At 71.9% G+C, this 24,886-nt stretch carries 19 protein-coding genes and 1 pseudogene; 12 read left to right on the forward strand and 8 right to left on the reverse strand.

The window, feature by feature from the left end; genetic code table 11:
• Nucleotides 1-129 precede the first annotated feature (129 nt).
• From ABZ808_RS09340 to ABZ808_RS09360, 5 genes are all read left to right on the forward strand, one after another.
• Nucleotides 130-1,044 (forward strand): fructosamine kinase family protein, encoded by a 915-nt coding sequence (locus ABZ808_RS09340; RefSeq protein WP_357004781.1) that lies wholly within the window; start codon nt 130-132, stop codon nt 1,042-1,044.
• Entirely contained in the window at nt 1,041-2,054 is a 1,014-nt protein-coding gene (moaA, locus tag ABZ808_RS09345; protein WP_357003076.1) for a GTP 3',8-cyclase MoaA, read from the forward strand. The genes ABZ808_RS09340 and moaA overlap by 4 nt, the downstream gene beginning before the upstream one ends.
• A 3-nt stretch (nt 2,055-2,057) precedes the next feature.
• Nucleotides 2,058-2,312, forward strand: a complete 255-nt coding sequence (locus ABZ808_RS09350; RefSeq protein WP_357003078.1) for a MoaD/ThiS family protein — start codon at nt 2,058-2,060, stop codon at nt 2,310-2,312.
• Nucleotides 2,313-2,324: 12 nt separating this feature from the next.
• Nucleotides 2,325-3,569 (forward strand): metallophosphoesterase, encoded by a 1,245-nt coding sequence (locus ABZ808_RS09355; RefSeq protein ID WP_357003080.1) that lies wholly within the window; start codon nt 2,325-2,327, stop codon nt 3,567-3,569.
• Between the two features lie 61 nt (nt 3,570-3,630).
• Nucleotides 3,631-6,825 carry a UvrD-helicase domain-containing protein gene (locus tag ABZ808_RS09360; protein ID WP_357003082.1) on the forward strand — a complete coding sequence of 1,065 codons (3,195 nt, stop codon included), beginning with the start codon at nt 3,631-3,633 and terminating at the stop codon, nt 6,823-6,825.
• Nucleotides 6,826-6,833: 8 nt separating this feature from the next.
• Here the strand turns inward: ABZ808_RS09360 and ABZ808_RS09365 are convergent, their stop codons facing one another.
• A complete protein-coding gene (locus ABZ808_RS09365; RefSeq protein WP_357003084.1) occupies nt 6,834-7,472 on the reverse strand; it encodes a prepilin peptidase in 639 nt (212 codons plus the stop codon).
• Nucleotides 7,473-7,482: 10 nt separating this feature from the next.
• Nucleotides 7,483-8,424, reverse strand: coding sequence for an EamA family transporter (locus ABZ808_RS09370; protein ID WP_357003086.1), 942 nt, complete (start codon nt 8,422-8,424; stop codon nt 7,483-7,485).
• Between the two features lie 533 nt (nt 8,425-8,957).
• Here ABZ808_RS09370 and ABZ808_RS09375 point away from each other — a divergent pair.
• The 3 genes and pseudogenes from ABZ808_RS09375 to ABZ808_RS09385 all read left to right on the forward strand — a co-directional run.
• Nucleotides 8,958-9,413 (forward strand): annotated as a pseudogene (locus ABZ808_RS09375) (flagellar basal body protein FliL); the annotation flags it as partial.
• Between the two features lie 206 nt (nt 9,414-9,619).
• A complete protein-coding gene (locus ABZ808_RS09380; RefSeq protein ID WP_357004783.1) occupies nt 9,620-10,042 on the forward strand; it encodes a hypothetical protein in 423 nt (140 codons plus the stop codon).
• A gap of 135 nt (nt 10,043-10,177) precedes the next feature.
• Nucleotides 10,178-11,419: an ATP-binding protein gene (locus ABZ808_RS09385; protein WP_357003088.1), complete on the forward strand. Its 1,242-nt coding sequence runs from the start codon at nt 10,178-10,180 to the stop codon at nt 11,417-11,419.
• Nucleotides 11,420-11,468: 49 nt separating this feature from the next.
• On the opposite strand, the gene ABZ808_RS09390 is transcribed toward ABZ808_RS09385, so the two are convergent.
• Nucleotides 11,469-12,017, reverse strand: a complete 549-nt coding sequence (locus ABZ808_RS09390; protein WP_357003090.1) for an N-acetyltransferase — start codon at nt 12,015-12,017, stop codon at nt 11,469-11,471.
• A gap of 135 nt (nt 12,018-12,152) precedes the next feature.
• Here ABZ808_RS09390 and ABZ808_RS09395 point away from each other — a divergent pair, with 135 nt between their 5' ends.
• A complete protein-coding gene (locus ABZ808_RS09395; RefSeq protein ID WP_357003092.1) occupies nt 12,153-12,701 on the forward strand; it encodes a DoxX family protein in 549 nt (182 codons plus the stop codon).
• A gap of 215 nt (nt 12,702-12,916) precedes the next feature.
• A complete protein-coding gene (locus ABZ808_RS09400; protein WP_357003094.1) occupies nt 12,917-14,362 on the forward strand; it encodes a glycosyltransferase 87 family protein in 1,446 nt (481 codons plus the stop codon).
• A gap of 4 nt (nt 14,363-14,366) precedes the next feature.
• On the opposite strand, the gene ABZ808_RS09405 is transcribed toward ABZ808_RS09400, so the two are convergent.
• The 5 genes from ABZ808_RS09405 to ABZ808_RS09425 all read right to left on the reverse strand — a co-directional run bounded on the left by ABZ808_RS09405 (nt 14,367) and on the right by ABZ808_RS09425 (nt 20,303).
• Entirely contained in the window at nt 14,367-14,795 is a 429-nt protein-coding gene (locus tag ABZ808_RS09405; protein ID WP_357003096.1) for a molybdenum cofactor biosynthesis protein MoaE, read from the reverse strand.
• Nucleotides 14,792-16,048 carry a molybdopterin molybdotransferase MoeA gene (locus ABZ808_RS09410; protein WP_357003098.1) on the reverse strand — a complete coding sequence of 419 codons (1,257 nt, stop codon included), beginning with the start codon at nt 16,046-16,048 and terminating at the stop codon, nt 14,792-14,794. Before ABZ808_RS09410 ends, ABZ808_RS09405 begins: the two co-directional genes overlap by 4 nt.
• Nucleotides 16,049-16,081: 33 nt before the next feature.
• Nucleotides 16,082-16,552, reverse strand: coding sequence for a MogA/MoaB family molybdenum cofactor biosynthesis protein (locus ABZ808_RS09415; protein WP_357003100.1), 471 nt, complete (start codon nt 16,550-16,552; stop codon nt 16,082-16,084).
• A complete protein-coding gene (gene moaC / locus ABZ808_RS09420; protein WP_357003102.1) occupies nt 16,549-17,040 on the reverse strand; it encodes a cyclic pyranopterin monophosphate synthase MoaC in 492 nt (163 codons plus the stop codon). The genes ABZ808_RS09415 and moaC overlap by 4 nt, the downstream gene beginning before the upstream one ends.
• A 263-nt stretch (nt 17,041-17,303) precedes the next feature.
• Nucleotides 17,304-20,303 carry a BTAD domain-containing putative transcriptional regulator gene (locus ABZ808_RS09425; protein ID WP_357003104.1) on the reverse strand — a complete coding sequence of 1,000 codons (3,000 nt, stop codon included), beginning with the start codon at nt 20,301-20,303 and terminating at the stop codon, nt 17,304-17,306.
• Nucleotides 20,304-20,922: 619 nt separating this feature from the next.
• On the opposite strand from ABZ808_RS09425, the gene ABZ808_RS09430 reads away from it, so the two are divergent.
• Together ABZ808_RS09430 and ABZ808_RS09435 are read left to right on the forward strand one after the other, a co-directional pair.
• Nucleotides 20,923-23,451: a bifunctional diguanylate cyclase/phosphodiesterase gene (locus ABZ808_RS09430; RefSeq protein ID WP_357003106.1), complete on the forward strand. Its 2,529-nt coding sequence runs from the start codon at nt 20,923-20,925 to the stop codon at nt 23,449-23,451.
• Between the two features lie 92 nt (nt 23,452-23,543).
• The gene (locus ABZ808_RS09435; RefSeq protein WP_357003108.1) at nt 23,544-24,878 is read left to right on the forward strand and encodes a glycosyltransferase family 87 protein; all 1,335 of its coding nucleotides are present in this window, start codon (nt 23,544-23,546) and stop codon (nt 24,876-24,878) included.
• Nucleotides 24,879-24,886 lie beyond the last annotated feature (8 nt).

The following is a 24,886-nucleotide window of genomic DNA, read 5'->3' on the forward strand; positions in this document are numbered from 1 at the left end:
CGCCCCTGTGGATGACACGCGGCTTATCCACAGTTACTCAGCGTATTTCACCTGGTCATCGCGGAGTGCCCATGGCTCGATGTGTTCGGGTAGCACCACCGTGTCATGGGCAACGGCTACCGTGCGCTGATGGACCTGGCGTACCTGCGCGCGCACCCGGCACACCTGCCGACGTTCCTGACCCACCAGCGGATCCGGGAGACGCCGGTCGCTGGTGGGAACATCTGTGCCGCCGCCCGGCTCACCCTGGACGACGGCCACTCCGTCTTCACCAAGTCCTGGCCCGAACGGGCCGGCCGGCCGGTGCCGGAGGGCTTCTTCGCCGCCGAGGCCGCCGGGTTGCACTGGCTGCGGGAGGCCGGCGCGGTCGGCGTACCCGAGGTGATCGTGGCCCTGCCCGACCTGTTGGCGCTCGACTGGGTGGAGCCCGGCGAGCCGACGCCTTCGGCGGCCGAGCGATTCGGTCGGGAGCTGGCCGGCCTGCACCGGGCCGGCGCGTCGGCCTTCGGTGCGACCTGGCCCGGCTTCATCGGGGCCCTCCCACAGGACAACACCCTCGACGACCGGCCCTGGTCGACGTGGTTCGCCGAGCGTCGGCTCGCCCCCTACCTGCGACGATCGGTCGACGGCGGCACGTTGACGGGCGCCGACGCCGCGTTGGTCGAGCAGGTGATCAGCCGGCTCGGCGAGTTCGGCGGGGACGAGCCGCCGGCCCGCATCCACGGTGACCTGTGGCCGGGCAACGCGCTGTGGGGGGCCGACGAGCGGGTCTGGTTGATCGACCCGGCGGCGCACGGCGGGCACCGCGAGACGGATCTCGCCCAGTTGGCGCTCTTCGGTGGCGTCCCGCATCTGGAGCGGGTGCTGGCCGCCTACCGGGAGGCCTGGCCGCTGCCCGACGGCTGGCGTGAACGGGTGCCGCTGCATCAACTGCATCTGCTGCTCGTGCACACCGCGCTGTTCGGCACCGATTACCGCGACGCGGTCGTCCAGCTCGCCCGCGCCGCCCTGGGCGGGGTCGAGCGCGCTACGGTCGACAGGTGAGCGTCGCCCCGCCGACCGACGGCGTCCTCGTCGACCGGTACGCCCGCGTCGCGCGGGACCTCCGCGTGTCCCTCACTGACAAGTGCAACCTGCGGTGCACCTACTGCATGCCGGCCGAAGGGCTGCCCTGGTTGGCGGGTCCGGAGCTGCTCACCGACGACGAGATCGTCCGGCTGGTCCGGGTGGCCGTCGAGCGGCTCGGCGTGACCGAGGTGCGGTTCACCGGCGGTGAGCCGCTGATCCGGTCCGGGCTGCTCGACATCGTGGCCGCGATCGCCGCACTCGAACCTCGCCCACGCATCTCGCTCACCACCAACGGCATCGGCCTGGACCGGTTGGCCCCGGCGTTGGGCAGGGCCGGCCTGGACCGGGTGAACGTCTCACTGGACACCCTCGACGCAGACCGGTTCACGCAGCTGACCCGTCGTCCCCGCCTGGACGCGGTGCTGGCCGGGCTCGCCGGGGCAGCCGCCGCCGGGCTCAACCCGGTGAAGGTCAATTCGGTGTTGATGCGCGGTGTCAACGAGGACGAGGCGCCGGCCCTGCTCCGCTTCGCCGTCGACCACGGCTACCAACTGCGGATCATCGAGCAGATGCCGCTGGACGCGCAGCACGGCTGGGACCGGGCCACGATGGTGACCGCCGAGGAGATCCTCGCCTCTCTGCGTACCGCGTTCGATCTCAGCCCCGACCCGACCGAACGCGGCGCGGCCCCGGCGGAGACGTGGTTGGTCGACGGCGGCCCGGCCCGGGTGGGCGTGATCGCCAGCGTCACCCGCCCCTTCTGCGGCGACTGTGACCGCACCCGGCTGACCGCCGACGGCCAGGTCCGCGCCTGCCTGTTCGCCACCGAGGAGTCCGACCTCCGGGGGGCCCTGCGCTCCGGCGCGACCGACGACGACCTGGCCCAGCGGTGGCGCACGGCGATGTGGGGCAAGCGCGCCGGGCACGGCATCGACGACCCCACCTTCCTCCAGCCGACCCGGCCGATGTCCGCGATCGGGGGTTGAGGCGTGGCCCCGAAGCCGCTGACCGTCCGCTACTTCGCGGGCGCGCGTGCCGCCGCCGGGCGCTCCGAGGAGACGACGCCCGCCGGCCGGTCGCTCGACGACCTCACCGCCGATCTGGCCCAGCGGCACGGCGATCAACTGGCCGCCGTTCTGCGGGTCGCCAGTTTCCTCGTGGACGGCGTCACCTGTCATGATCGAAAGGCACCCCTGCCAGGCGGGGCCACGATCGATGTCCTGCCCCCGTTCGCGGGCGGCTGAGGAGGCGCACAGATGTTGGCGGTACTCGGGTTCGTGACCGTCCTGGCTCTGGTCACCGGTCTCATCCACCTCTACCTGTGGAAACGGCTCGTTCGGGACGCCACCACCCCGGGCCGTTGGCGGCGGGCCGGCGGAATCGCCGCAGTGGTGTTGGCGCTGCTCGTGCCGGTCACCATGGCCGGGACGCAGGCCGGCCTCTACTGGCTCGCCTGGCCGGGCTATCTCTGGCTCGCGCTGATGTTCTACCTGCTGGTCGTCCTCGTCGTGCTGGAAGTGCCGATGCTCGTCACCCGGCTGGTGCTGCGCCGCCAGGTGACCGCCGCCGAGCCGACCACCGCGGCGCCCGAGCCGGTGCTCGTCGGTGCCGCCGGGCCGACCGATCCGCCGGCCGCCGCCGCCGTGCGGGCACCGGACCACGACCCGGCCCGCCGGCTGCTGCTGGCCCGCGGGGCGGCGATCTTCGCCGGGCTCACCGCCACCGGCATCACGGGGTACGGCATCCGCACGGCCCTCGGCCCGCCACAGCTCGACCGGGTGCAGATCCCGCTCGCCAAGCTCCCGCGCAGCATGGACGGCCTGCGCATCGCCACCGTCTCCGACATCCACATCGGCCCGCTGCGCGGCCGGGCGCACACCGAGCGGATCGTCGCCGCGATCAACCGACTCGACGCCGATCTGGTCGCGGTGGTCGGCGACCTGGTCGACGGTTCGGTCGCCGAGTTGGGCTCGGCCGCCGCGCCGCTGCGTGACCTCCGATCGAGGTACGGCAACTTCTTCGTCACCGGCAACCACGAGTACTACTCGGGGGTGGAGGAGTGGGTCCAGGAGGTGGACCGGCTCGGCCTGCGGGTGCTGCAGAACAAGCGACAGGAGATCCAGGCCCGGGGCGGCGTGCTCGATCTGGCCGGGGTGAACGACCTGACCGGCACGGGCACCGGCCTCGCCGCCGGGCCGGACTTCGCCGCCGCCCTCGGTGACCGTGACACGAACCGGCCGGTGATCCTGCTCGCACACCAGCCGTTGGCGGCGGTGGAGGCGGCCACGTACGGCGTCGACCTGCAACTCTCCGGGCACACCCACGGCGGGCAGATGGTGCCGTTCAACCTGGCCGTCCGACTCGAACAGCCGGTGGTCAGCGGCCTCGGCGAGGTCGACGGCACCAAGGTCTACGTGACCAACGGCGCGGGTTTCTGGGGTCCGCCGGTGCGGGTCGGCGCCGAGCCGCAGATCACCCTGGTGGAGTTGCGCTCGGCATAGCGGATGTCACGTCCGCGCGTGGCGGCAGGCGGCCGGCGCGGCGGGCGTGACAGGATGCGGCGTGCCCCCGTTCAGCGCCGTACCCCCCGGTGGCCTCCCGCCATTCGTCGCGGACCTGCACATCCACTCGAAGTACTCGCGCGCGTGCAGCCGTGACCTCACGACTCCGAACCTCGCCTGGTGGGCTCGGCGTAAGGGCATCGGCCTGCTCGGCACCGGCGACTTCACCCACCCCGCCTGGTACGACCACCTGCGGGAGACGCTGCGTCCGGCCGAGCCGGGGCTCTACCGGCTCGACCCGGAAGCGGAGCGGGACGTGGCCCGCCGGCTGCCGCCCCGACTGGCGAGCGCTGCCGAGGCGGACCCGGTCCGGTTCATGCTGAGCGTGGAGATCTCCACGATCTACAAGCGGGACGACCGGACCCGCAAGGTGCACCATCTGATCTACCTGCCGGACCTGGAGGCGGTGGCCCGGTTCAACACCGCGCTGGGGCGGATCGGCAACCTCGGCTCCGACGGCCGGCCGATCCTCGGTCTGGACTCCCGGGACCTGCTGGAGATCACCCTGGAGGCGAGCCCGGACGGCTTCCTGGTGCCGGCGCACATCTGGACGCCGTGGTTCTCGGCGCTGGGCTCGAAGTCCGGCTTCGACGCGATCGCGGACTGCTACGCCGACCTGGCCGAGCACATCTTCGCCGTGGAGACCGGCCTCTCCTCCGACCCGGCGATGAACTGGCGGGTCGGCAGCCTGGACGGCTACCAGTTGGTTTCCAACTCCGACGCGCACTCCCCACCGGCGCTGGGCCGCGAGGCCACGGTGCTGACGGCCGAGCGGAACTACTTCGCCGTCCGGGAGGCGCTGCGCACCGGTGACGGCCTGGCCGGCACCATCGAGTTCTTCCCCGAAGAGGGCAAGTACCACGCGGACGGGCACCGGTTGTGTGGGGTCAACTGGACCCCGGAGCGCACCCGTGCCGCCGACGGTCGCTGCCCCGAGTGCGGGAAGCCCCTCACCGTGGGCGTCCTCAGCCGGATCGAGGAGTTGGCGGACCGCCCGGAGGGGCACCGACCGGCGAACGCCCGGGAGGTCACCCACCTGGTGCCGCTGGCCGAGATCCTCGGCGAGATCAACAAGGTGGGCGCCCGGTCGAAGAAGGTCGAGGGGCGGCTCAACGAACTGCTCGCCACGCTCGGCCCCGAGTTGGAGATCCTCACCACGACACCGTTGCCCGACATCGCGCAGGCCGGCGGCGAGTTGCTCGCGGAGGGCATCGGTCGACTGCGGCGCGGCGACGTACGCCGGGTGCCCGGCTACGACGGCGAGTACGGCGTGATCACCCTCTTCGATCCCGCGGAGCTGGGAGCGGGCGCCGGCGCGGCGCAGGAGACGCTGTTCGACGTACCCGTGCCAGCGCAGCGGCGGCCCGCGGAGCCGGCGGCCCGCTCGACGGCCAAGCGCCCGGCGGCGAAGGCGGAGCCGAAGCGGAAGGCTCCGGCACCGCCGCCCGCCCCTCCGATCGCGTCGCCCCCGTCGCCGCACGAGCCGTTCGAACCGATGCTCGCCGGAATGGAGGAGGTCGGCACCGGCCTGCTGGACCGGCTCGACGCGATGCAGCGGGTGGCCGCGTCGGCACCCGGCGGCCCACTGCTCATCGTGGCCGGTCCGGGCACCGGCAAGACCCGGACCCTCACCCACCGGATCGCGTACCTCTGCGCGGAGCTGAACGTCTTTCCCGAGCACTGCCTGGCCATCACCTTCACCCGACGGGCGGCCGAGGAGCTGCGGCACCGCCTCGACAGCCTGCTCGGCCCGGTCGCCGAGGACGTCACCGTCGGCACGTTCCACGCGCTGGGGCTGACCATCCTGCGGGAGAACGCCGACGCGGCGGGCCTGCCGGCCGACTTCCGGATCGCCGACGACGGCGAGCGTGCGGCGGCCCGGGCGGAGGCCGGCGACGACCTCGCCAGCTACGTCGCGCTGCTGCGCAAGCAGGACCTGGTCGACCTGGACGAGCTGGTGAGCCTTCCGGTGGAGCTGCTGCGGGCCGACCGAAAGCTGGTCGAGCGGTACCGGGACCGCTGGCGGTGGATCTTCGTCGACGAGTACCAGGACGTCGACGCCGTGCAGTACGAGCTGCTGCGGCTGCTCAGCCCCGCCGACGGCAACCTGTGCGCGATCGGTGACCCGGACCAGGCGATCTACTCGTTCCGCGGTGCCGATGTCGGCTACTTCCTACGCTTCTCGCAGGACTTCACGGACGCCCGACTGGTCCGGCTCAACCGCAACTACCGCTCGTCGGCGCCCATCCTGGCCGCCGCCGTGCAGGCCATCGCACCCTCCTCGCTGGTGCGTGGCCGACGCCTGGACCCGGCCCGGCTCGACCCGGAGGCGCCGCTCGTCGGCCGTTACCCGGCGGCGTCAGTCGCCGAGGAGGCCGACTTCGTGGTCCGTACGGTCGACGACCTGGTTGGTGGGCTGTCCCACCGGTCGCTGGACTCGGGCCGGATCGACGGCCGCTCCACCACGCTGTCGTTCTCCGACATCGCCGTGCTGTACCGCACCGACGCGCAGGCCGCCCCGATCGTGGACGCCCTGGCCCGAGCCAACATCCCGGTGCAGAAGCGCTCACACGACCGGCTGCGGGACCGGCCCGGGGTGGCGGCCATCGCCCGCGAACTGCGGCACGCCGACGGGTTGGCCGGCTCGCTGGCCGCCCGGGTGCGCCTGGCGGGTCAGGTCGTCGCGGAACGGTTCGCGGTGCCCACCCTGGACGGCACCGGCAGCGCGGTACGCCCCGAGGACGTCCGCTCGGCGGTGGACCTGCTGACCCCGCTGGCCCGACGCTGCGGCGACGACCTGGAGGCGTTCCTGTCGCAGCTGGCCACGGGTGCGGAGGTGGACGCGCTCGACCCGCGCGCCGAGGCGGTCACGCTGCTCACCCTGCACGCCGCGAAGGGGCTGGAGTTCCCGGTGGTCTTCCTGGTCGGCGCCGAGGACGGGCTGCTGCCGCTGCGTTGGCCGGGCTCGACACCCGACGAGGACGCGGTCGCCGAGGAGCGCCGGCTCTTCTTCGTCGGGCTGACCCGGGCCCAGGACCGGCTGTACGTCAGCCACGCCGCCCGCCGTACCCGACACGGTGTGGAGCGCGACTGCGCCCCGTCACCGTTCCTCGGGGCCATCGACCCGGGCCTGTTCGAGCGGTTCGGCGAGACCGAGCCACGCCGCCCCAAGGACCGTCAGCTCCGCCTCATCTAGCGGGCTGATCAGGCCAGGAGCACGCCGAGCCAGGCACCCGCGAGCAGGGCCGGCCCGAGTGGCAGCAGGGTGTCCCGGCGGACCCGCCGCGCGGCGAGCAGGCCGAGCACCAGGGCACCGTGCAGCACGTGTGGCAGGAGCAGCCCGGCCAGCAGGGCGTCCCGGCCGAGCCAGCCGAGTGGCAGGCCGAGGACGCCGGCGAGCTTCACGTCCCCGAAGCCCAACCGGGACCCGGGCAGCAGGGCCAGCAGCACGTGCGCCGCGCCGGCGACCGCCGCGCCGCCCAGCGCACCGATCAGCCGTCCGGGAGTGCTTGCCAGCAGCGCCGCGCCGGTCAGACCACCGAGGGCCAGCACACCGGCGGCGAGGACCAGCGGGTCGGGCAGCCGCAGGCAGGCCAGGTCGACCCCGGCCAGCACCAGCCCCACCGCCGCCACCGCGAGGAACACCGGCAGCGCCGGGTCGGCACCCAGCGCGGCGGCGAGCCCGACGAACACACCCGCCGCTAGCAGCGGACTGAGCCAGGTCGAGGCGCGCCACGGTCGCGGCCGGGTCGGCGCGGTGGCGAAACGCCGGGCAACCCGGGGTACGACGACACCGACCAGCGCACCAAGCAGCGCGACCTGCACCAGCGCGGCGGCCGACATGGGCCGGAGGCTACCGCCGGTCGCCCGCTGGCACGGCCCCCGATCGTGCTTTCGCGCCCTTGCGGCGGGGCCGTTCGGTGCTCACCACCAGGGCCACGCCGGCGACGATGACCGCGCCGCCGAGCAGCACCTGCCCGGTGATCGGCTCGGCCACCAGCAGCGCGCCGAGCGCCACCGCGACCGCCGGGTTCACATAGGCGTACGTCGAGACCAGCGAGATGGGCGCGTTGTGCAGCAGCCACACGTACGCCGTGAAGGCCACCAGTGAGCCGGCGACCATGAGATAGGCCAGCGCCAGCCAGGACCGGGTGCTGACCGACGCGGGGTGGAAGTCGCTCAACTCGCCCCGGGCGGCAGCGATGACGGCCAGCGCCAGCGCGCCGGCCATCATCTCGTACACCGTCGCGACGAACGGGTCGGCGGGCATCCGGATCCGCCCCGACAGGAACGACCCGACCGACCAGGCGGTGGCAGCGGCCACCACCGTCAACGCCCCGACCACCGGCACCGCGTCCGCGCCGCCGCTGGGCAGCACCAGCAGGACCAGACCGGCGAAGCCCAGCGTCACCCCAGCGAACGTCCAGAGCGGGGGCCGGTCACCGGTCGCGGTGCGCAGCAACACGACGAGCAGCGGCACGGTCGCCACCAGCAACGCGGCGATCCCGGACGGCACCGCCACCCCGGGCGGCCCGGACTCGGCGAGCACCACCAGGCCGTTGCCGCCGGTGAGCAGGAGCACCCCGATCAGCGCGACGGAGCCGAGCTGCCGCCGGTCCACCCGGAGGGCACCCGGCCCTCGGCGCAGCCGCAGCACCACCGCCAGCACGAGACCGGCGACGGCGAACCGCATGGCGGCCGAGAGCAGCGGCGGAAGCGTCTCCACGGTGACCCGGATGGCCAGATAGGTGGAACCCCACAGGACGTAGACCACGATCAGAGCGGTCCAGATCATGGTCGATGCGGCGCCGGCGCGGCGGCCTGGGGCGGCTGCGGCACTCGGTGGAGATGAGCTCATCGGAGGACCACGCTACGGTGACCTCGGAGTCGGCGTCGCGCATTGGTGGCCGGCCTCTCACCAGCCTGGAGGGCGGCATGACGAACTACGGACCGCCGGGTAGCGGCGCCGGAGGACCGTGGCGTGGGCAGCGACCCGACGACACGCCCGAACGGCAGGCTCAGCAGCCCTATCCGCCCGCACCCCAGGGGCGGCCGGGGTCCTACGGCGACGGTTCGTACGGCGGTGTGCCCGCTGCCCCGTACGGCGGCGGGCCGGGGGCACCCTACGGTGGCGAGCGCGGTACGCCCTACGGAGGTGAACGCCCTGGGACGCCGTACGGGGCCGGCACTCCGACGCCCTACGGTGGCCGCGCTCCGACGCCCTACGGTGGCGCGTACCGGCCGGTCGAGGCGAACCCGGCGTACGGGGAGCCGTACCGGCCCGACGGTGGCCCGTACGGCGCGGACCCCTCGCCCGCCCCGGACAAGCGTGGCCGGGGGCCGCTGATCGCGGTGCTGGCCGTCGTGCTGCTGCTGATGGTGGCGGGCGGCGGCACGTACTGGTTCCTGCGCGGGTCGGACGACCCGGCCCCGGTGGTGGCCACGCCGACCGGTTCGGCCGCTGCCGGGGAGCCCAACGCGGACGTGATCGAGCCGACCGAGCCGGTGCCGAGCGCTGCGGCACCGGAGTCGTCGGCGGATCCACGGTTCGCCACGGTCGGCCAGTGTGTGCGCAACGACGGCGCGGCGGGCGGCAAACCCAAGCTGCTGATCAGTGACTGCGCGCCGAAGTCGTACGAGGTGCTGCGCCGGATCGATGGCGCGACCAGCGGTGAGCGCGATGCCGAAGCCAAGTGCGCCAAGGTCGAGGGCTATACCAACTGGTACTTCTTCGACAGCGAGTTGGACACCCTCGACTTCGTCCTCTGCCTCAAGCAGCGCTGAGGCCACCCACCCCTGGGGATGACATGACGACCTATGGTCCACCCGGTGAGGATCCGGCCCGGCAGCAGTGGGGTCCGCCGCCGGGGCCGTTCCCGCCCGCCGGGCCGACCCCGGGCCAGCCGGGGGCACCCTGGGGTCCGCCGGCACCGGGCGGGTACCCGATGCCGCCGTCCCCGCCGGCGAACAGGTCCAGCCTGAAGGTCGCCCTGATCGTCGGGCTGGTGATCCTGCTCCTGCTCTGCCCCTGCCTGGGTCTTGCCGGCTGGGCGGTCTTCAAGGTCGCCGACGACAGCAACGATGCCGCGCCGGTGCCGTCGGCGAGCGCGCCGGTCGTTCCGCCGGCTCTGCCCAGCGACGCCCCGAGCCCGGCCGCCCCGACCCCGGCCGCGCCGACGCCGGAGAGGGATGAGTTCGCCCGGGGTGACTGCGTGGTCAACGACGGCACCGAGGCCGACGCCGACCTGCGCAAGGTGCCGTGTGGTCCGAACACCTACCAGGTGCTGCTGCGGATTCCGGCGACGACCGACGGGGACCGGTGCCAGACGTTGGCACCGCAGGCGACCGCGAACTACGTGCACGACAACTCGGTCGACCTGTTCGACTACGTGCTCTGCCTGAAGAAGCGCTAGGCGATTGACAAAACTAGGGCTGTCTAGCGTGGACGCTAGACAGCCCTAGTTTTGTGTCGACGGGCTTCAACACGCCGGTAGCCCCATCTATCCATATCTAGCCTGGCCGCTAGATGGGCCGATACTCTGCGATGCGTGGATCCGGTCCGCAACCCGTACGCCCCTGGCGCCGGCCAGCGCCCGCCCGAGCTCGCCGGGCGGGGGCGGGAGCTGGACGTCTTCGACATCGTGCTGGAGCGCATCGCCCGGGGCCGCCCCGAGCGCAGCCTGATGCTCACCGGGCTGCGCGGCGTCGGCAAGACCGTCCTGCTCAACACTCTGCGGTCCCAGGCGATCAACCGGCTCTGGGGCAGCGGCAAGATCGAGGCACGCCCGGACCAGTCACTGCGCCGCCCCGTCGCCGCCGCGCTGCACATGGCGGTCCGCGAACTCGCGCCCCGGCACCGCGCGCCGGACCGGATCGACGCCTTCCTCGGCGTTCTCAAGGCGTTCGCCCAGCGGTCCGCCCCGACCGGCCGGGCCGGGGCATCGCCGAAACTGCGCGACAGGTGGCAGCCCGGCATCGACGTGCCCGCCGCCAGTGGCCGCGCCGACTCCGGCGACATCGAGATCGATCTGGTCGAGCTGCTCAGCGACGCCGCAGCCGTGGCCAGCGACGTGGGCACCGGCATCGCCATCTTCATCGACGAGATGCAGGATCTCAGTCCGGAGGACGTGTCGGCCCTCTGCGCCGCGTGCCACGAACTGTCCCAGATCGGCGCGCCGCTGATCGTCGTCGGCGCCGGCCTGCCCCATCTACCGGCCGTGCTCAGCGCCGCCAAGTCGTACTCGGAGCGGCTCTTCCGCTACCAGCGCATCGACCGGCTCGACCGGATCGCCGCCGACCAGGCGCTCTGCGCGCCGGCCGAGCGCGAGGCGGTGGAGTACGAGCAGAAGGCGCTCGACCTGCTCTACGAGAAGTCCGGCGGCTACCCCTACTTCGTCCAGGCGTACGGGAAGGCGACCTGGGATCACGCGCCGCGCTCGCCGATCACCGCCGCCGACGTTCGGGTAGCCGCTCCGGAGGCGGAGGCCGAGTTGGCGGTCGGCTTCTTCGGCTCGCGGTTCGAGCGGGCGACCCCGGCCGAACGCGAGTACATGCGGGCGATGGCCACGTTGTCCCTGGTGGAGGGCGAGTCCAGCGGAGTCACTCGTGACGACATGGACGCGGCGGTGCCCACCGCGGAGATCGCCCGCGCGCTCGGCCGCAAGCCGGCCAGCCTCTCCCCGGCCCGCGACGCGCTGATCAAGAAGGGGCTCATCTACTCGGGGGAACGGGGCACGGTGGCCTTCACCGTCCCGCACTTCGGCCGGTACCTGCGTACCCAGCCGGCCTGACCACCCCCGCACCCCTGGCCGCGCCTCAGACGGGGGACCAGGCGGCGTCTCAGACCCGGGACCAGGGCGCCGGGAAGAGCACCTCACCCTGTGGTGGCGGCGCCTCACCACTCGTCGACGGCGGCAGCACCAGCCCCTGCCACGGCTCTCCGAGCCCTGACCACGGGCTGGTCAGGCCCAGTTCTCCCGCCGGCCCGAAGCCGAAGCGGCGGTAGAAGGCCGGTGCGCCGAGAACCACGACCATCCGCTCACCCAGCTCGGTGGCCGCGTCCAACGCGGCCTGGACCACCGCCGTGCCGTGCCCGACCCGCTGTCGGTGCGGCGCGACCGCCACCGGCCCGAGGGCCAGGGCTGAACCGTCGCCACCTCGGTCGGGTCGCACCCGCACCCGGGTGAGCAGCGCGTAGCCGACGACCTCACCGCCGTACTCGGCGACCATGGCGAGCTCCGGCAGCCACGCTTCGGTGTCGCGCAGTTCGTCGACCAGGGCCACCTCCGGTGGCGTCGACACGTCCGGCCGGGCGAACGCGGCGGCCAGCACCCGACGCACCGACCCGGTGTCGGCCGGATCCTCGGGTCGAAGCCGCAGCGTCGTCACCCGCGCGACGTTACCCGTCGCGGGCGGTCCATCAGCGACGGTCGCTCGAATCGGCGTGGCGCGACGTGCACGGGCCGCCGATCCGGATCGGCGGTTGGCGGGGTAGCGGACGCCGCGACGGGGTATGACTGATCCATGACGCCCGTACGCTCCCTAGCCCGAGCCATGTTGAGCGGCATCTTCGTGGTCAGCGGATACCGCAGTCTCCGTTCCCCGGAGCGGCTGGCCAAGAAGGCCGCGCCGGTGACCGTTCGGGCGGCGCCACTGCTGCGGAAGGTGCACCCGAACTTCCCCACCGAGACCGAGCAGCTGATCCGCATCAATTCGGCGGTGCAGCTCGGTGCCGGGCTGATGCTCGCCACCGGGCGGCTGACGCGGCCCGCCGCACTGGTCCTCGCCGGCACCCTCGTGCCGACGACCATCGCCGGGCATCCCTTCTGGAACCAGGACGACGACAAGGCCACGCGCGACACGAACAAGGTTCACTTCCTGAAGAACCTTGGCCTCCTCGGCGGTCTGCTGCTCGCCGCGGCCGACACCGAGGGCAAGCCGGGTCTGCGCTGGCGCACCGGCCACCGCATCGGTCACTCTCGACGTTCCGTGGAGCGCGCCGTCCGGACGGCCAAGCGGGAGGCCCGGATCGCCGTCCGGTCCGCCGCCACCGCCCGACGCATCCCCGGCTGACCTGCGTCGATACACCTCTCCGCTGCCTCCCACCCCCACCAAGGCCGCGAATTACCTGAACCACCCGGTAGGCGTTAACGCGGTGGAAATGTCAAAAACATGTGTGGGATCGGACACGGTCGCATAACGCGGGAGGCACTGACGTGAGGCGCCGTTCTAGGCTCCGTGCAGGACCTGGACGGATCGGACGACCTTGGTACGGGGGTGGCCACGCCATGCCGACGATTGTCGGTAGACGGGCGGACCGCCTCGCCCCAGTCCAACGCGTGATGCGTGGGATCGATCGCAGGAACGTCGTACGGGGTGCCATCGTGGCCGCCGTCGCCTATGCCGCATGGCTCGCGATCGGCGAGTTCGGGCGACCGTACAACTTCTTCGACATGAAGATCTACCACGGTGCGGTGGTGTGGTGGGCGAGCGGTCACGAGCTCTACGAGTTCATCGCGCCCGGCACCACGCTCGGCTTCACCTACCCGCCGTTCGCCGGGCTCGTCATGCTGCCGATGGCGCAACTTCCGATCGGCGGGGCCGGGGTGGTCAACGCCCTCGCCAGCATCGCCGCGTTGGCGCTGGTCCTGGCCGGGCTGCTCCGTCCCATCGTCGACCGCCTGGGCTGGCCACTGTGGTTCACCGTCGCCGTGGCGGTGCCGCTCGCCGCCGCCATCGAGCCCGGCCGGGAGACCCTCGGCTACGGCCAGGTCAACATCCTGCTGTTCGCCCTGATCATGGCCGACCTGATCGGGCTCCGCTGGCGCTCGCGCCGAGGCACCCACTACGCCGCGACGGACGGCCCCCTGCTGCGCTTCGTCTACAGCGGCGCCTGGGCGGGCGCCGGCATCGGCCTGGCCACCGCGGTCAAGCTCACCCCGGCGCTGTTCATCGCCTACCTGCTGATCACCCGCCAGTGGCGGGTGGCGGCCACCGCGATCGGCACCACGATCGGCGTGACGGTGGGGTCCTTCGCGATCGTCGGCGACGAGTCGCGGACGTACTTCGGCAGCGTGTTGTGGCAGACCGAACGGGTCGGCGCGGCCGACATGACGCCGAACCAGTCGCTCGCCGGCCTGCTGGCCCGGCTGTACGACTCGATCGACACGCCCGGTCTGCTCTGGTTCGCCTTCTCGGTGCTGCTCCTGGCGCTGGGCCTGTCGCGGGCGGCCAGTTCCCGCGCCGACGGTGACGAGCTGACCGCGTTCACGCTGGTCGGGCTTACCGCCAACGTGATCAGCCCGATCTCCTGGACGCACCACCTGGTCTGGGTGATCCCGGCGATCATCGTGCTGGCAGACGCGGCGGTCCGTCGCCGGGAGGCGAGCCGGGGAGTGACGCAGCGCGGCGGGCAGGGCGCGGCGTTCGGCGGGCTGACCGGGCTCAACGGCCTCCGCCCACCGATCTGGTACCCCACGCTGACCGGGCTGCGGCACGGCGTCGCCGCAGTCGGGCTCTACCTGCTCTTCTTGATCTCCCCGATCTGGCCGTACGAGCACCAACTGCCAGAGGAGTCGCACTACCAGGACGGCCTGTTCGGTGCGCTTATGGAGAACTCACTGGCGCTCGCGCTGATCGTGCTGGTAGCCGCGCTGCCGTGGCGCCCCGGCGCCGAACCGGCGTTCTACGGGGAACGCCTCAGCCGCACCGCGATGGTCAACGGCCGACGCTGAGCGGTCAGGGGCAGTTGACCCATTCCTCGGTGCCGTCGGCGAACACCTGGCGCTTCCAGATCGGCAACCGCGCCTTGGCCTCGTCGACGAGCCGGGCACAGGCCGCGAAGGCGGCCGCGCGGTGCGCGGTGCTCACCGCGGCGACCAACGCCACGTCACCGATCGCCAGCGGACCGACCCGGTGCGAGACCGCCACCGCGTAGACGTCGGGCTCGGCGGCGATCTCGGCGGCCACCTCGCGCAGCACCTGCGCGGCGCTCGGGTGCCCCTCGTACTCCAGGCTCACCACCGGCCGCCCGTGGTCGTGGTCGCGGACCACGCCCTGAAAGGAGACGACCGCCCCGGCCCTCCGGTCGGCGACCGCCGCCTCGTGCGCGGCGAGGTCGAGCGGCTGGTCGGTGACCTCGCCGAAGGTGATCACTGGTGAGGTCACGACGCCCATTCCCCAGGCAGCGACGGCAGCGGCACGATCGGCACCCGGTCACCCTGCTCGCCACTGGTGCCGGGCCGGATGACGGCGAACCCGTCGGCACCGGCGAGGCCGCGTAGCATCGCCGAACCGACGTGCCGCACCGGATGGGCGGTGCCGGCGGCCCGGTCCAGCCGGACCAGCGCCAGGTGGGTGTGATTGCCGCGACCGGGCACCGCCTCGGCCAACGTGGCCTGCGGTAACACCGGCATCGAGCGGCCCTGGAGCCCGGCGAGCAGCGGGGCGACCAGCGACACCAGCGCGACGATGGCCGACTGTGGGTTGCCGGGCAGACCGGCGACGAACCGGACCCGCCCGTCGTGGCCGGCCAGCCTGGCCAGCAGCATCGGGAAGCCCGGCCGGACCGCCACCGTGTTGACCACATAGTCGGCGCCCAGCGCCTCCAGGGTCGGGTGCAGGTGGTCGACCGGGCCGTGCATCGTGCCGCCGGTGGTGCAGACCAGGTCGGCGTTGGCCAACGCCGAACGCAGGGCCGCCACGTGCGCGGGCAACGTGTCGGCCACCGGCCCCACCACGTCCGACGGGCGGACCTGGCAGCCGTAGCGCCGGAGCCACGCGGGCACCGCCGGCCCCAGCGCGTCACGCACCCGGCCCGCCGCAGGCGGACCGGCGGTGAGCAGCTCGTCGCCGAAGACCAGCAGCGCCGCCCGCGGCGCCCGCCGGACCCGCAGCGTGTCGTGCCCGCAGGAGGCGGCCAGGCCGATCACCGCCGGGTCGACCGGCGTGCCGACGGGCAACAGCTCCTCATCGGCGTACGCCTCCTCGCCCGGCTGCCGCCACTCCGGCGCCTGCCGGGGGGTGCCGCTGACCAGGCCCTCGGTGACGGTGGACTCCTCGACCCGCAGCACGGCCGTGGCGCCCTCGGGCACCATGGCCCCGGTCGCGATCTCGACGGTCGTGCCCTCGTCGACGAGCGGTGCGGGAGTGTTGCCAGCCAGCACCCGGCCGACGACGCGCCACGGCCCGGCACCCCGCACGGCCCAGCCGTCCACGCTGGAGGTCGGGAAGGCGGGCAGGTCGGTGCGGGTGGTCAACGGCTCGGCCAGGGTCAGCCCGTCAGTGTCGGCCAGCGGCCGGGCGACGGCGGGGAGCGCGGCGGCCAGGCCGACCGCGTAGACCCGGGACCGCGCCTCCTCCCACCCGGCCGGCGGGGGCGCGGCGACCCGGTCCGCGGTTGGTGCGGTTTCCGTGCTCACCTGTCGAGCCTATCGGGGCGGACCGACACCCGGTCAGTGGTCGCCGCCGCGAAGTTGGTCGACGGTGTGCCCGAGGATCGGCCCGAGCACGGCCAGCCCGTCGCGGGCGCCACCGGTCGAGCCGGGCAGGTTGACCACCAGCATCCGGCCGGCCACCCCCGCCAACCCACGGGACAACGCCGAGGTGGGCACCCGGTCGCGGCTGTGCGCGCGAATCGCCTCGGCGATGCCAGGGATCTCGTAATCGAGGACGGCCCGCGTCACGTCCGGTGTGCGGTCCGACGGGGTGACCCCGGTGCCACCGCTGGTCAGCACCACGTCGATGCCATCGGCGAGGGCATCCTCCAGGGCCCTGCCGACCGGCTCACCGTCGGGCACCACCACCGGCTCGTCGACCTCACAGCCCAGCTCGCGCAGGCCGGCGACGAGCAGCGGCCCACTGGTGTCGGCGTAGACGCCGGCCGCCGCCCGGTTGGACGCAACGATCACCCGTGCCCGGATCACGGCCGGTCCTCCGGTCGGACCCACTCGCCGGTCTTGCCGCCCTCCTTGCGCAGCACCCGGACCGCCTCAACCGAAGCAGCCGGATCGACCGCCTTGACCATGTCGACCAGGGCGAGACCGGCGACCGCGACTGCGGTGAGCGCCTCCATCTCGACCCCGGTCCGGTCGGCGGTGCGGGCGGTGGCGGTTATCTCCACGGTGTCGGCGGTCAGCCGCAGGTCGACGGTGACACTGTGCAGGGCGATCGGATGGCAGAGCGGGATCAGCTCCGGGGTGCGCTTGGCCCCCATGATGCCGGCGAGCCGCCCGACCGCCAGCGCGTCGCCCTTGGGCAGCCCGTCACGGTGCAGCAGGTCGACAACCTCGGGCGTGGTCCGCAGGCGGCCCGCCGCGACGGCCAACCGCCCGGTCACCGGCTTGGCGGAGACGTCGACCATGCGGGCCGCGCCGGCGTGGTCGACGTGGCTGAGCTGCGCGGGTTCGGTCACGGCCGTGAGCCTATCGGTGCGGTACGACGCGAAAGTGCTCGGAAGGAGCGGCGTCCCGTCCGTCGCCGGGTGCGTAAGCGCACTCGCGGGAGCACCGCTCCTTCCTCGCCGACCTGCCGCCGAAGTCGCTGGGGGGGACCTGGCAGCAGGCGTCGTGTCGACGACCCGGTTCTGCCCGTGGGCAGAACCTCCCCCGTTCGTCGATACGGCGCAGAAGCTATCGGGTCCGGCGATAAGAAATCGATAAGAGCAGTCTGCGCAGGTCAGCGCTCTGCTTGCGCCGCGTCCAGCTCGGCGAGGCGCCGCTCGGCGTCGAAGCGCTCCGGCACACCCATCCGCCGAAAGATCGCCAGCGCCCGTTCCCAGTACCGTCTGGCCTCGGCCCGGTCGACGCCAGCGAAGTGTTCGGCCAGCCCGGCCAGCGCCCGGCCCTGCTCGTACGGGTGCGAGATACGGGTCGCCAACCGCAGTGCCGCCTCGTGCATCCCGGCCGCCTCGCCGTCTCGCCCCTGAGCTCGCAGGGTTTGCCCGAGCTCGTTCAAGGCCGCCGCCTCCACGTGCCGTTCTCCCGAAACGATCGACAGTTTCCGGGCCACCTCGTGCTCCTGCTCGGCCTCCGCGAGCCGGCCGAGACTGCGGTATGCGATCCCGAGGTCGTTACGCACCTCCGCCTCGGCGTACCGGTGGCCGGTGCGCTCACGCAGGGCCAACGAGGCCAGGAGGATCCGGACCGCTTGGGGAAAGTCGCCCATACGGATTCGCACGGTCCCGATGTGGCTGAGGGCGTTGAGCACATGGAATTCGTTGGAGTTCGTCCGCGCCCACGCCAGGTGGCGACGGTGCAGTCGCAACGCCTCCTCGTAGCGTCCCAGCGCCATGAGTGCCAAGCCAAGGTTCGGCAGCAGAATTGGAACCCCGATATTGCCGTACACCTTGTAGTCGCGCAGGCACTCAAAGCCAAGCGTCACGGCCTCGGTGAACTGGCCGCTCCACCAGTAGACAGCGGCAAGGTTGGCCCGGTAACGCGCTGTGCTCAGCACGTCCCGGGAGTCACGCGAGAGGGCGACCGAGCGGGTCAGATGATCGAGCGCTTTGTGGTTGTCGCTGGTTCGAACGTAAGCCGATGCCAGGTAGTTGTTCACCAACGCCATCGCGTCGACGTCCCCCACCGCTTCAGCCGCCATCAGCGCGACGCGGTGGGTCAGGATGATGTCCTCGTAGTAACCACGCATGTAACAGAATCGCCAGAGGGCGCGGGCCAGTTGCCAAGAGTGCTGGTAGAAGCCGCCCTCGTGTGCTGAGAACACCATCGTCACCAATTCCGTCCGCTCCGCCTCCAACCAGCCGACGGTCGGTTCCCCCATGGCCTCGACCAACTCGGGCCGTTCGAAAGGGGGACGATTCACCTGGGCATTGATGACACCGGGCTCCAGCAGACCGGCAACCCTGAGGGCCACCTCCAGCGTAAAGTCGAACAAATGTGCCAGCGCGATCCTCCGGTCGCTCGCGGAGTCGGTGCGAATGCTCAGCTCGACGGAGTACTGGCGCATGAGGTCGTGCAATCGGTACCTCGTTGAGTCCAGGTCCTCCACCAGGTTCCGGTCGACGAGGTCGTCGAGCGCCGCGTGAGCTTGCGCCACCGTCAGACCGGTCAGTGCGGCGACCGCCGGCGGGCTGAATCGACTACCGGGATGCAGACCCAGGAACCGGAAGACTCGCCTGGTCGACTGTGGGAGAGGTTCGTAGGAAGCGGCGAAGGCACCGGTGACGGTGCTCTCTTCCCCCGCGAGATGGTGCAGGGTGAGCGTGGCGTCGGTCATCTGTTCTGCGAGGTCCGCCAACCGCCAGCCCTTGCGATGCGCCAGTCGGGCACCAGCCAGCCGGATCGCCAACGGAAGGTGGCCGCACCGCCGGACGACCTCGGCGGCAGCCTCCGGCTCGGCGTCAACACGAGCTCGACCAACACTCAGTGCGAGGAGGTCCAGGCTCTCTTCGGGGTTCATCACCGGCAACGTCTGCGAAGGCCCGAGGTCCGGATGGGAGAGTCGTCGCCGTGACGTGACCAGCACGACGGCGGTCGGCTCCGTCGGCAGGAGGGGCATGATCTGCTCGCTGCTCGCGGCATTGTCAAGAACGATGACGGACCGCCTACGGCCAAGCTCTCGTCGCCACAGGTCCACCCGGGCGTCGAACTCGGCCGGAACCTGATCGGCTGGCACCTCAAGCTGCCGAAGCAGGGTGAGCAGCGCGCTCGCTGGTTCGACCCTGTTCTTCTCGCCGTGGCCGCACAGGTCGATGAACAACATGGCGTCCGGGTACTGCTCGGAGAGTCGGCGGGCCAGGTGTACGGCGAGGGTCGTCTTGCCGCTACCGGCCATCCCGTCGAGGATGTGCACGGCCGGCACCCGATCCTCGACCCGCCGCGTCTCCGCCACCAACCGCGACAACACGTCTCCCCGACCGACGAAGTCGGTGACTCCCCGGGGTAGGTGGTCCACCGGGCTGACCTTGCGTGTTTGCTCGGTCGAGTCACCCGCCACGCTGGGGGCGATCGTCGCGGATCGCCCTCTCTGACTCCCCTCCTGAGCGGGGACGGCGGACAGCAAACTCGGAGCCTCGGTGACGATCCTGCGGCGCAGTTCTTCGATATTGACCCCGGGGGCCATTCGCAACTCCACGGCCAGCCGTGTTCGGATCTCGTCGTAGACGACGAGCGCCTCCGCGTTGTCCCCGCGCTGGTGCAGAGCCTGCATGAGAAGGACGTACGCCGGCTCGCGGAGCGGATGGCGGGCGACCACCTCCCGAAGCGATGGGATCGCCAGGTCACTCCGGCCTGATCGCAGCTGGACATCGGCGAGGAGTTCCGTCGCCAACAGCCGTTCCTCTTCGGCGGCCACGGTCCGGGCGGTCAGGACGGGTCCGAGCGGGACACCAGCGAGCATCGCGCCCTGCCACCGGGCTAGTGCGCGACCGAGCAACTCCGCAGCCTGGTCCACGTGGCCGGCTGTGAGCGCTTCGTGACCTGCTCTCCGCTCCAACTCGAAGCAAAAGACGTCAATCAGTTGAGGTGGCACGTCGAGCCGATAGCCGTTCCGCTGCCGCACGATAGCTCCGTGACCTGGCTGCAAAGACTCGAAGCCTCGGCGCAGATTGGCGGCGTAGGTCTGCACATTCGCTACTGCGGATCGCGGAGGGCAATCGGGCCATAACTCATCAACCAGATCGTCCAACGTCACCAACTGAGCAGGCTGAGCTGCGAGCATCGCGAAGATTGTCTGCTGTTTTGGTGTACCCAGGCGCAAAGTGCGTGTGGGGAGCTGCACCGAGAGGCCGCCAAGGACTCGAATCTCCACCTGTCCCCCCGCTCCAACCGTGACGATGTATCCAGTTGATCACACGCGAAGCCTATGGTCCCCGCCCTCACCTCGGACTACGTCGACCTGAGCGTCAGCTGGAATGATGCTCACATGCCCGCCCACAAACGACCCCGTTCGCTCGCCAATGGGCCCGAAGTGCGGATGATGCCGCAGGCGAGCGGCCGCAACACTGAATGCAGCCTCCAACTCCGGGATCTATGACCATGGCGCCTACGCGCCAACGACCCGCACTCCTGAGCGCTCCGCTCAGGAGTGCGGACAGAAAGTGACATATGCGCTGCAGCTTGGCTAATGTTGCGCATACCGACATTTATTGCTGCTAACCGCATCGAGTTCACCTTAGGCTCTCCTCACGAAAGACACCCGGGACACGGAACGAAGTCCCGGGCGGACGAGAGTGGAGGGAGCGTGCAATGCGCGGCAGCGACTGGATGTGACATGGGAGCGGCACCCAGCGGTATGCTCCCGTCGTCAGCGCGTGACTGTCGGCGACGACAGGAGCTTCATGGGTCGGGTGTCACCAAAGAGCCCCAGGACGGACCGGCACCTCCTGCTGCTCGTCGGCCTCATCGTCGTAGTGGCAATCGCCCCTACGGCCGTAGCTGGCGCCGACGTCCTAACCCACCCCCCTGTGTCGGTGGGCGACGCGGCGACCTTCGTCGCACTGACCTTCATGACGGCTCTCGGCACGATCGTCATGGCACCTATCCGCATCCGCTCCACCACCCACGCCATCACCTGGGTCGAAACCGCGATCGTGATCGGGCTGGCCGTCGCACCACTCTCCTGGGTGGTGCTGGCCACTGGGGCCGGCGTCGGTATCGCCTCAGCCATCATGAAGCTGCCACCGATCAAGGCAGCGTTCGGCGTCAGCAAGAACATTCTGGTGGCTGGCGGGGCGGGTGCCACCGCTCTGGCTGTCCACTGGCAGTGGCCACCGGCCGGCGTTGCGGAGCTGGCCACTCTGCTCGGGGCGATCTACCTGGTTGCCGCACTGTTGGACGACCTGCTGGCAATCCCGGTCATCGCGCTGGCGACCGGGACTCGGATCTCCCGTCAGTTCCTGAACAACCTCGACCTTCGGCTGGCCGGCTTCGGCGTGCGCTTCGTCGTGGCCCTTTGCACGCTATTCATCCTCTGGGCGGATCCTCGTCTGCTGCTTGCCGTCCCGCCCCTGGTCCTGAGCCTGCACCTGGCCTACTCCGCGCGGATCCGGGGCCGCACCGAACAGCAGGCGTGGCAGCGCCTCGCCCGCACCACCGACGCGCTCAACGTGGTCGACCTGGACAAGGTCCTCACCACCGCCGTCACCCAGGCGGCCGAGTTGTTCTCCGCCGACGAGGTCGAGATCGAGCTGCGCGACGGTGGTCGCACCGTGCGGGGTGGCACTGGCGGCATCACCGTCGACGGCCCGACCGGCACGCCCACCGACGTGGACGGCACCGTCGTGCCCGCGCCGTTGGAGGGCCATGACCGCTCCGTCGACGTCGGCACGCTGCGACTGCGCTTCCGCGGCCCGGTGCGGCTCTCCGAGCGGGAGCAGTACACGCTGCGCACCTTCGCCTCCGCGCTCTGCACGGCCGTCCGCAACGCCCAGGCGTACGCCGAGTTGGCCCGGGTCGCCGACGAGCACGCGTACGCGGCCTCGCACGACGCGCTCACCGGCCTGGCCAACCGCCGGCACCTCCTCGACGAGGGCACCGAGCAGTTGAGCACCCGGCACGCGGACGGGGTGACCGCGCTGGTGTTGATCGACCTCAACCACTTCAAGGAGGTCAACGACACGCTCGGCCACGCCGCTGGCGACCAGGTGCTGGTGCAGGTCGCCGACCGGTTGCGCAGCGCCGCACAGGGCAGTGACCTGGTGGCGCGGCTCGGCGGCGACGAGTTCGCCGTACTCCTGCGCGGGCTGCCGGCCCCCGCGATCGCCGCACACCGGGCCGAGACGTTGCTCGCGGCGTTGCACGAGCCGTTCGAGTTGGACGGCATGCGGATCAGCGTGGAGGCCAGCGGCGGGATCTCCGCCGCCCCGGCCAGCGGCGGCATGGCGGAGTTGCTGCGCCGCGCCGACGTGGCGATGTACCAGGCCAAGCGGACCGGGCAGCGGATCTCCTCGTACGCCCCGACCCGGGACACCGCCGACCTGGGCCGCCTCACCCTCGGCGGCGACCTGCCGCGGGCCGTCGCCGACCATGAGTTCATCGTCAACTTCCAACCGATCGTCGACCTGGGCACCGGCGAGGTGACCAGCGCGGAGGCGTTGGCCCGCTGGCATCACCCCACCCATGGCCTGATCGATCCGCTGCGTTTCCTGGAGGCGGTGGAGCGCTCCGGCCTGTTGCCGGCCTTCGCCGAGGCGATCCTCGACCAGGCGCTGATCGCGGCGGCCGACTGGCGGGACGCCGGCTTCGACATACCGGTCGCGGTGAACGTGTCCCCGCGCAGTCTGCTCGACGCGCGGTTCCCGGGCTCGGTGCTGGCCCGCCTGCGCGCCCACGACCTGCCACCGAACCGGCTGGTCCTGGAGTTGACCGAGACGTTGACGCTCAGCCAGCTCGACGTGGTCGACCGGGTGTTGAGCCGGCTGCGCGACGAAGGCGTCCGGCTGGCGCTGGACGACTTCGGCACCGGCTACTCCTCACTCTCGCTGCTCTCCCGCATCCCGGTGCACGAGTTGAAGATCGACCGGAGTTTCGTCACGACGATGGAGAGTTCGGCGGAGGCAGCAGCCGTCATCCGTTCCACCCTCGACCTGGGTCGCAGTCTCAACCTGGACGTGGTCGCCGAAGGCGTGGAGAGCGAGCCGCAGCGACGCGCCCTCTGGGAGTTGGGCTGCGTCGCCGGCCAGGGCCACCTGTTCGCCCGGCCGATGCCCGCCGGCACGCTGCTCGCCGCGTTGCAGCGGGGTTCGGGTGGCCGACCCGGCGCTCTGGCACCGCCGCTGCACGACACCGGCGCGGTGATCCGACTGACTCAGCCCCGCCGCCAGGGTGGCCGGTCCCGCCCCGACAACCTTCCCCACCTGCCCGCCTGACGGTCCGGCACCGGCCTACGGCAGTGTTCGCGGGGCGGCCCACGGCGACACGGACAACCGGGTGAGCAGCGAGGTCTGCCAGACTGACGCCCGTGATCGCCGACCCCCCGACCGCCCGCCACCGTCGCTGGCGAACGCTCGACAACGCCGCCGGCGGGCTCGCCCTCGACCTCGGCCTCTACGCCGCCTCGGCCCTCTTCGCGGCGATCACCGCGGTCACCTCGACCCTGCTGCCGCATCGGGCCTGGGGTGCGGTCGCCGCCGTCGGATACCTGGTCGCGGCCCTGGCGGTGGTCGTCCAACTCCTCCTGCGTAGGCGCACCCCCACATCGCAACTGGTCGGCCTGCCGGCACGCTGGGCGGTCACCGCGTTCGCGTGGGCGAGCACCGCGCTGCTGCCCGTGATCTGGCAGAGCATCCAGCGGGCCAGCGGACGAACCGACCGGGCGCAGGAGGAGGTGCTAGTCGTGGAGCAAGCCGGCATCCGCCTGCTGGAGCACGGCACCCCGTACCTCGGCCGCGACGCGATCGCCGCCCTCCCACCGGGCGAGCAACTCCTCGGTTACACCCCCTACCAGCCCGGCATGGCGATCTTCGGCCTGCCCCGGGCGCTTGTCGACGCTCCGTGGACCGACGCCCGGGTGTGGTTCGCGGTGGGCACCGCGCTGGCAATCGCCCTGGCCGTGAACGCCCTTCGCACGGCACCCGCCACCCGCCCCGGCGGGGATCACCGGCGAGGCGGCGCGCTGCTGCGGGGCGTACAGGCCGCCACCGTCCTGCCGGTCTGCGCGCTCACCCTCGCCACCGGCGGCGACGACCTGCCCGTACTCGCGCTCTGCCTTCTTGCCCTCGCGCTCGCCGCCGCCGACCGGCCGGGCCAGGCCGGCCTCGCGGTCGGGCTGGCCGGCGCGCTGAAGCTGTTCGCCTGGCCGGTCGCCCTCGTCCTGATCGTCTGGGGTCTGACCCGACGGGCCGGCACCCGGGTCGCCGCCGGCGCGATCGGACTGCCCGTCGCCGCGCTGCTCCCGGCCCTGCTGGTCGACCGCGACGCGCTCACCGAGAACGTGCTGCGCTTCCCACTCGGCCACGGCCTGGTCACCAGCCCGGCGCAGTCCCCGTTCCCCGGCTACCTGATCGCCACCGCGCTGCCCGCCGGCCGGCTGGTCGCCACCGCCCTGCTGCTCGCGGCCGGCGTGGCCATCGCCGTCCGGCTCGTCCGCCGACCGCCCCGCACCGCCGTCGCCACCACGCTCATCTGCGGGTACGGGCTGCTCGCCGCAATCGCTCTGATGCCCTCCACCCGATTCGGCTACCTGCTCTACCCGTTGGCCCTGCTCGCCTGGGCGCCCGCCCTGCACCACCCGGCACCCGCCGTGTCGATCACACCAGCACCCGATCAGCTGTCCGGTCGGGCCACATCGGCGTAACTGTCGGG

Source organism: Micromonospora sp. NPDC047527 (assembly GCF_040643015.1).
GTDB lineage: Bacteria > Actinomycetota > Actinomycetes > Mycobacteriales > Micromonosporaceae > Micromonospora.

Coding starts and splice junctions, on each gene's coding strand:
- ABZ808_RS09340 (WP_357004781.1), top strand. CDS start 130: ATGGACCTGGCGTACCTGCGCGCGCACCCGGCACACCTGCCGACGTTC.
- ABZ808_RS09355 (WP_357003080.1), top strand. CDS start 2,325: ATGTTGGCGGTACTCGGGTTCGTGACCGTCCTGGCTCTGGTCACCGGT.
- ABZ808_RS09365 (WP_357003084.1), bottom strand. CDS start 7,472: ATGTCGGCCGCCGCGCTGGTGCAGGTCGCGCTGCTTGGTGCGCTGGTC.
- ABZ808_RS09370 (WP_357003086.1), bottom strand. CDS start 8,424: ATGATCTGGACCGCTCTGATCGTGGTCTACGTCCTGTGGGGTTCCACC.
- ABZ808_RS09395 (WP_357003092.1), top strand. CDS start 12,153: ATGACGCCCGTACGCTCCCTAGCCCGAGCCATGTTGAGCGGCATCTTC.
- ABZ808_RS09400 (WP_357003094.1), top strand. CDS start 12,917: ATGCCGACGATTGTCGGTAGACGGGCGGACCGCCTCGCCCCAGTCCAA.
- ABZ808_RS09425 (WP_357003104.1), bottom strand. CDS start 20,303: ATGCTCGCAGCTCAGCCTGCTCAGTTGGTGACGTTGGACGATCTGGTT.
- ABZ808_RS09430 (WP_357003106.1), top strand. CDS start 20,923: ATGGGTCGGGTGTCACCAAAGAGCCCCAGGACGGACCGGCACCTCCTG.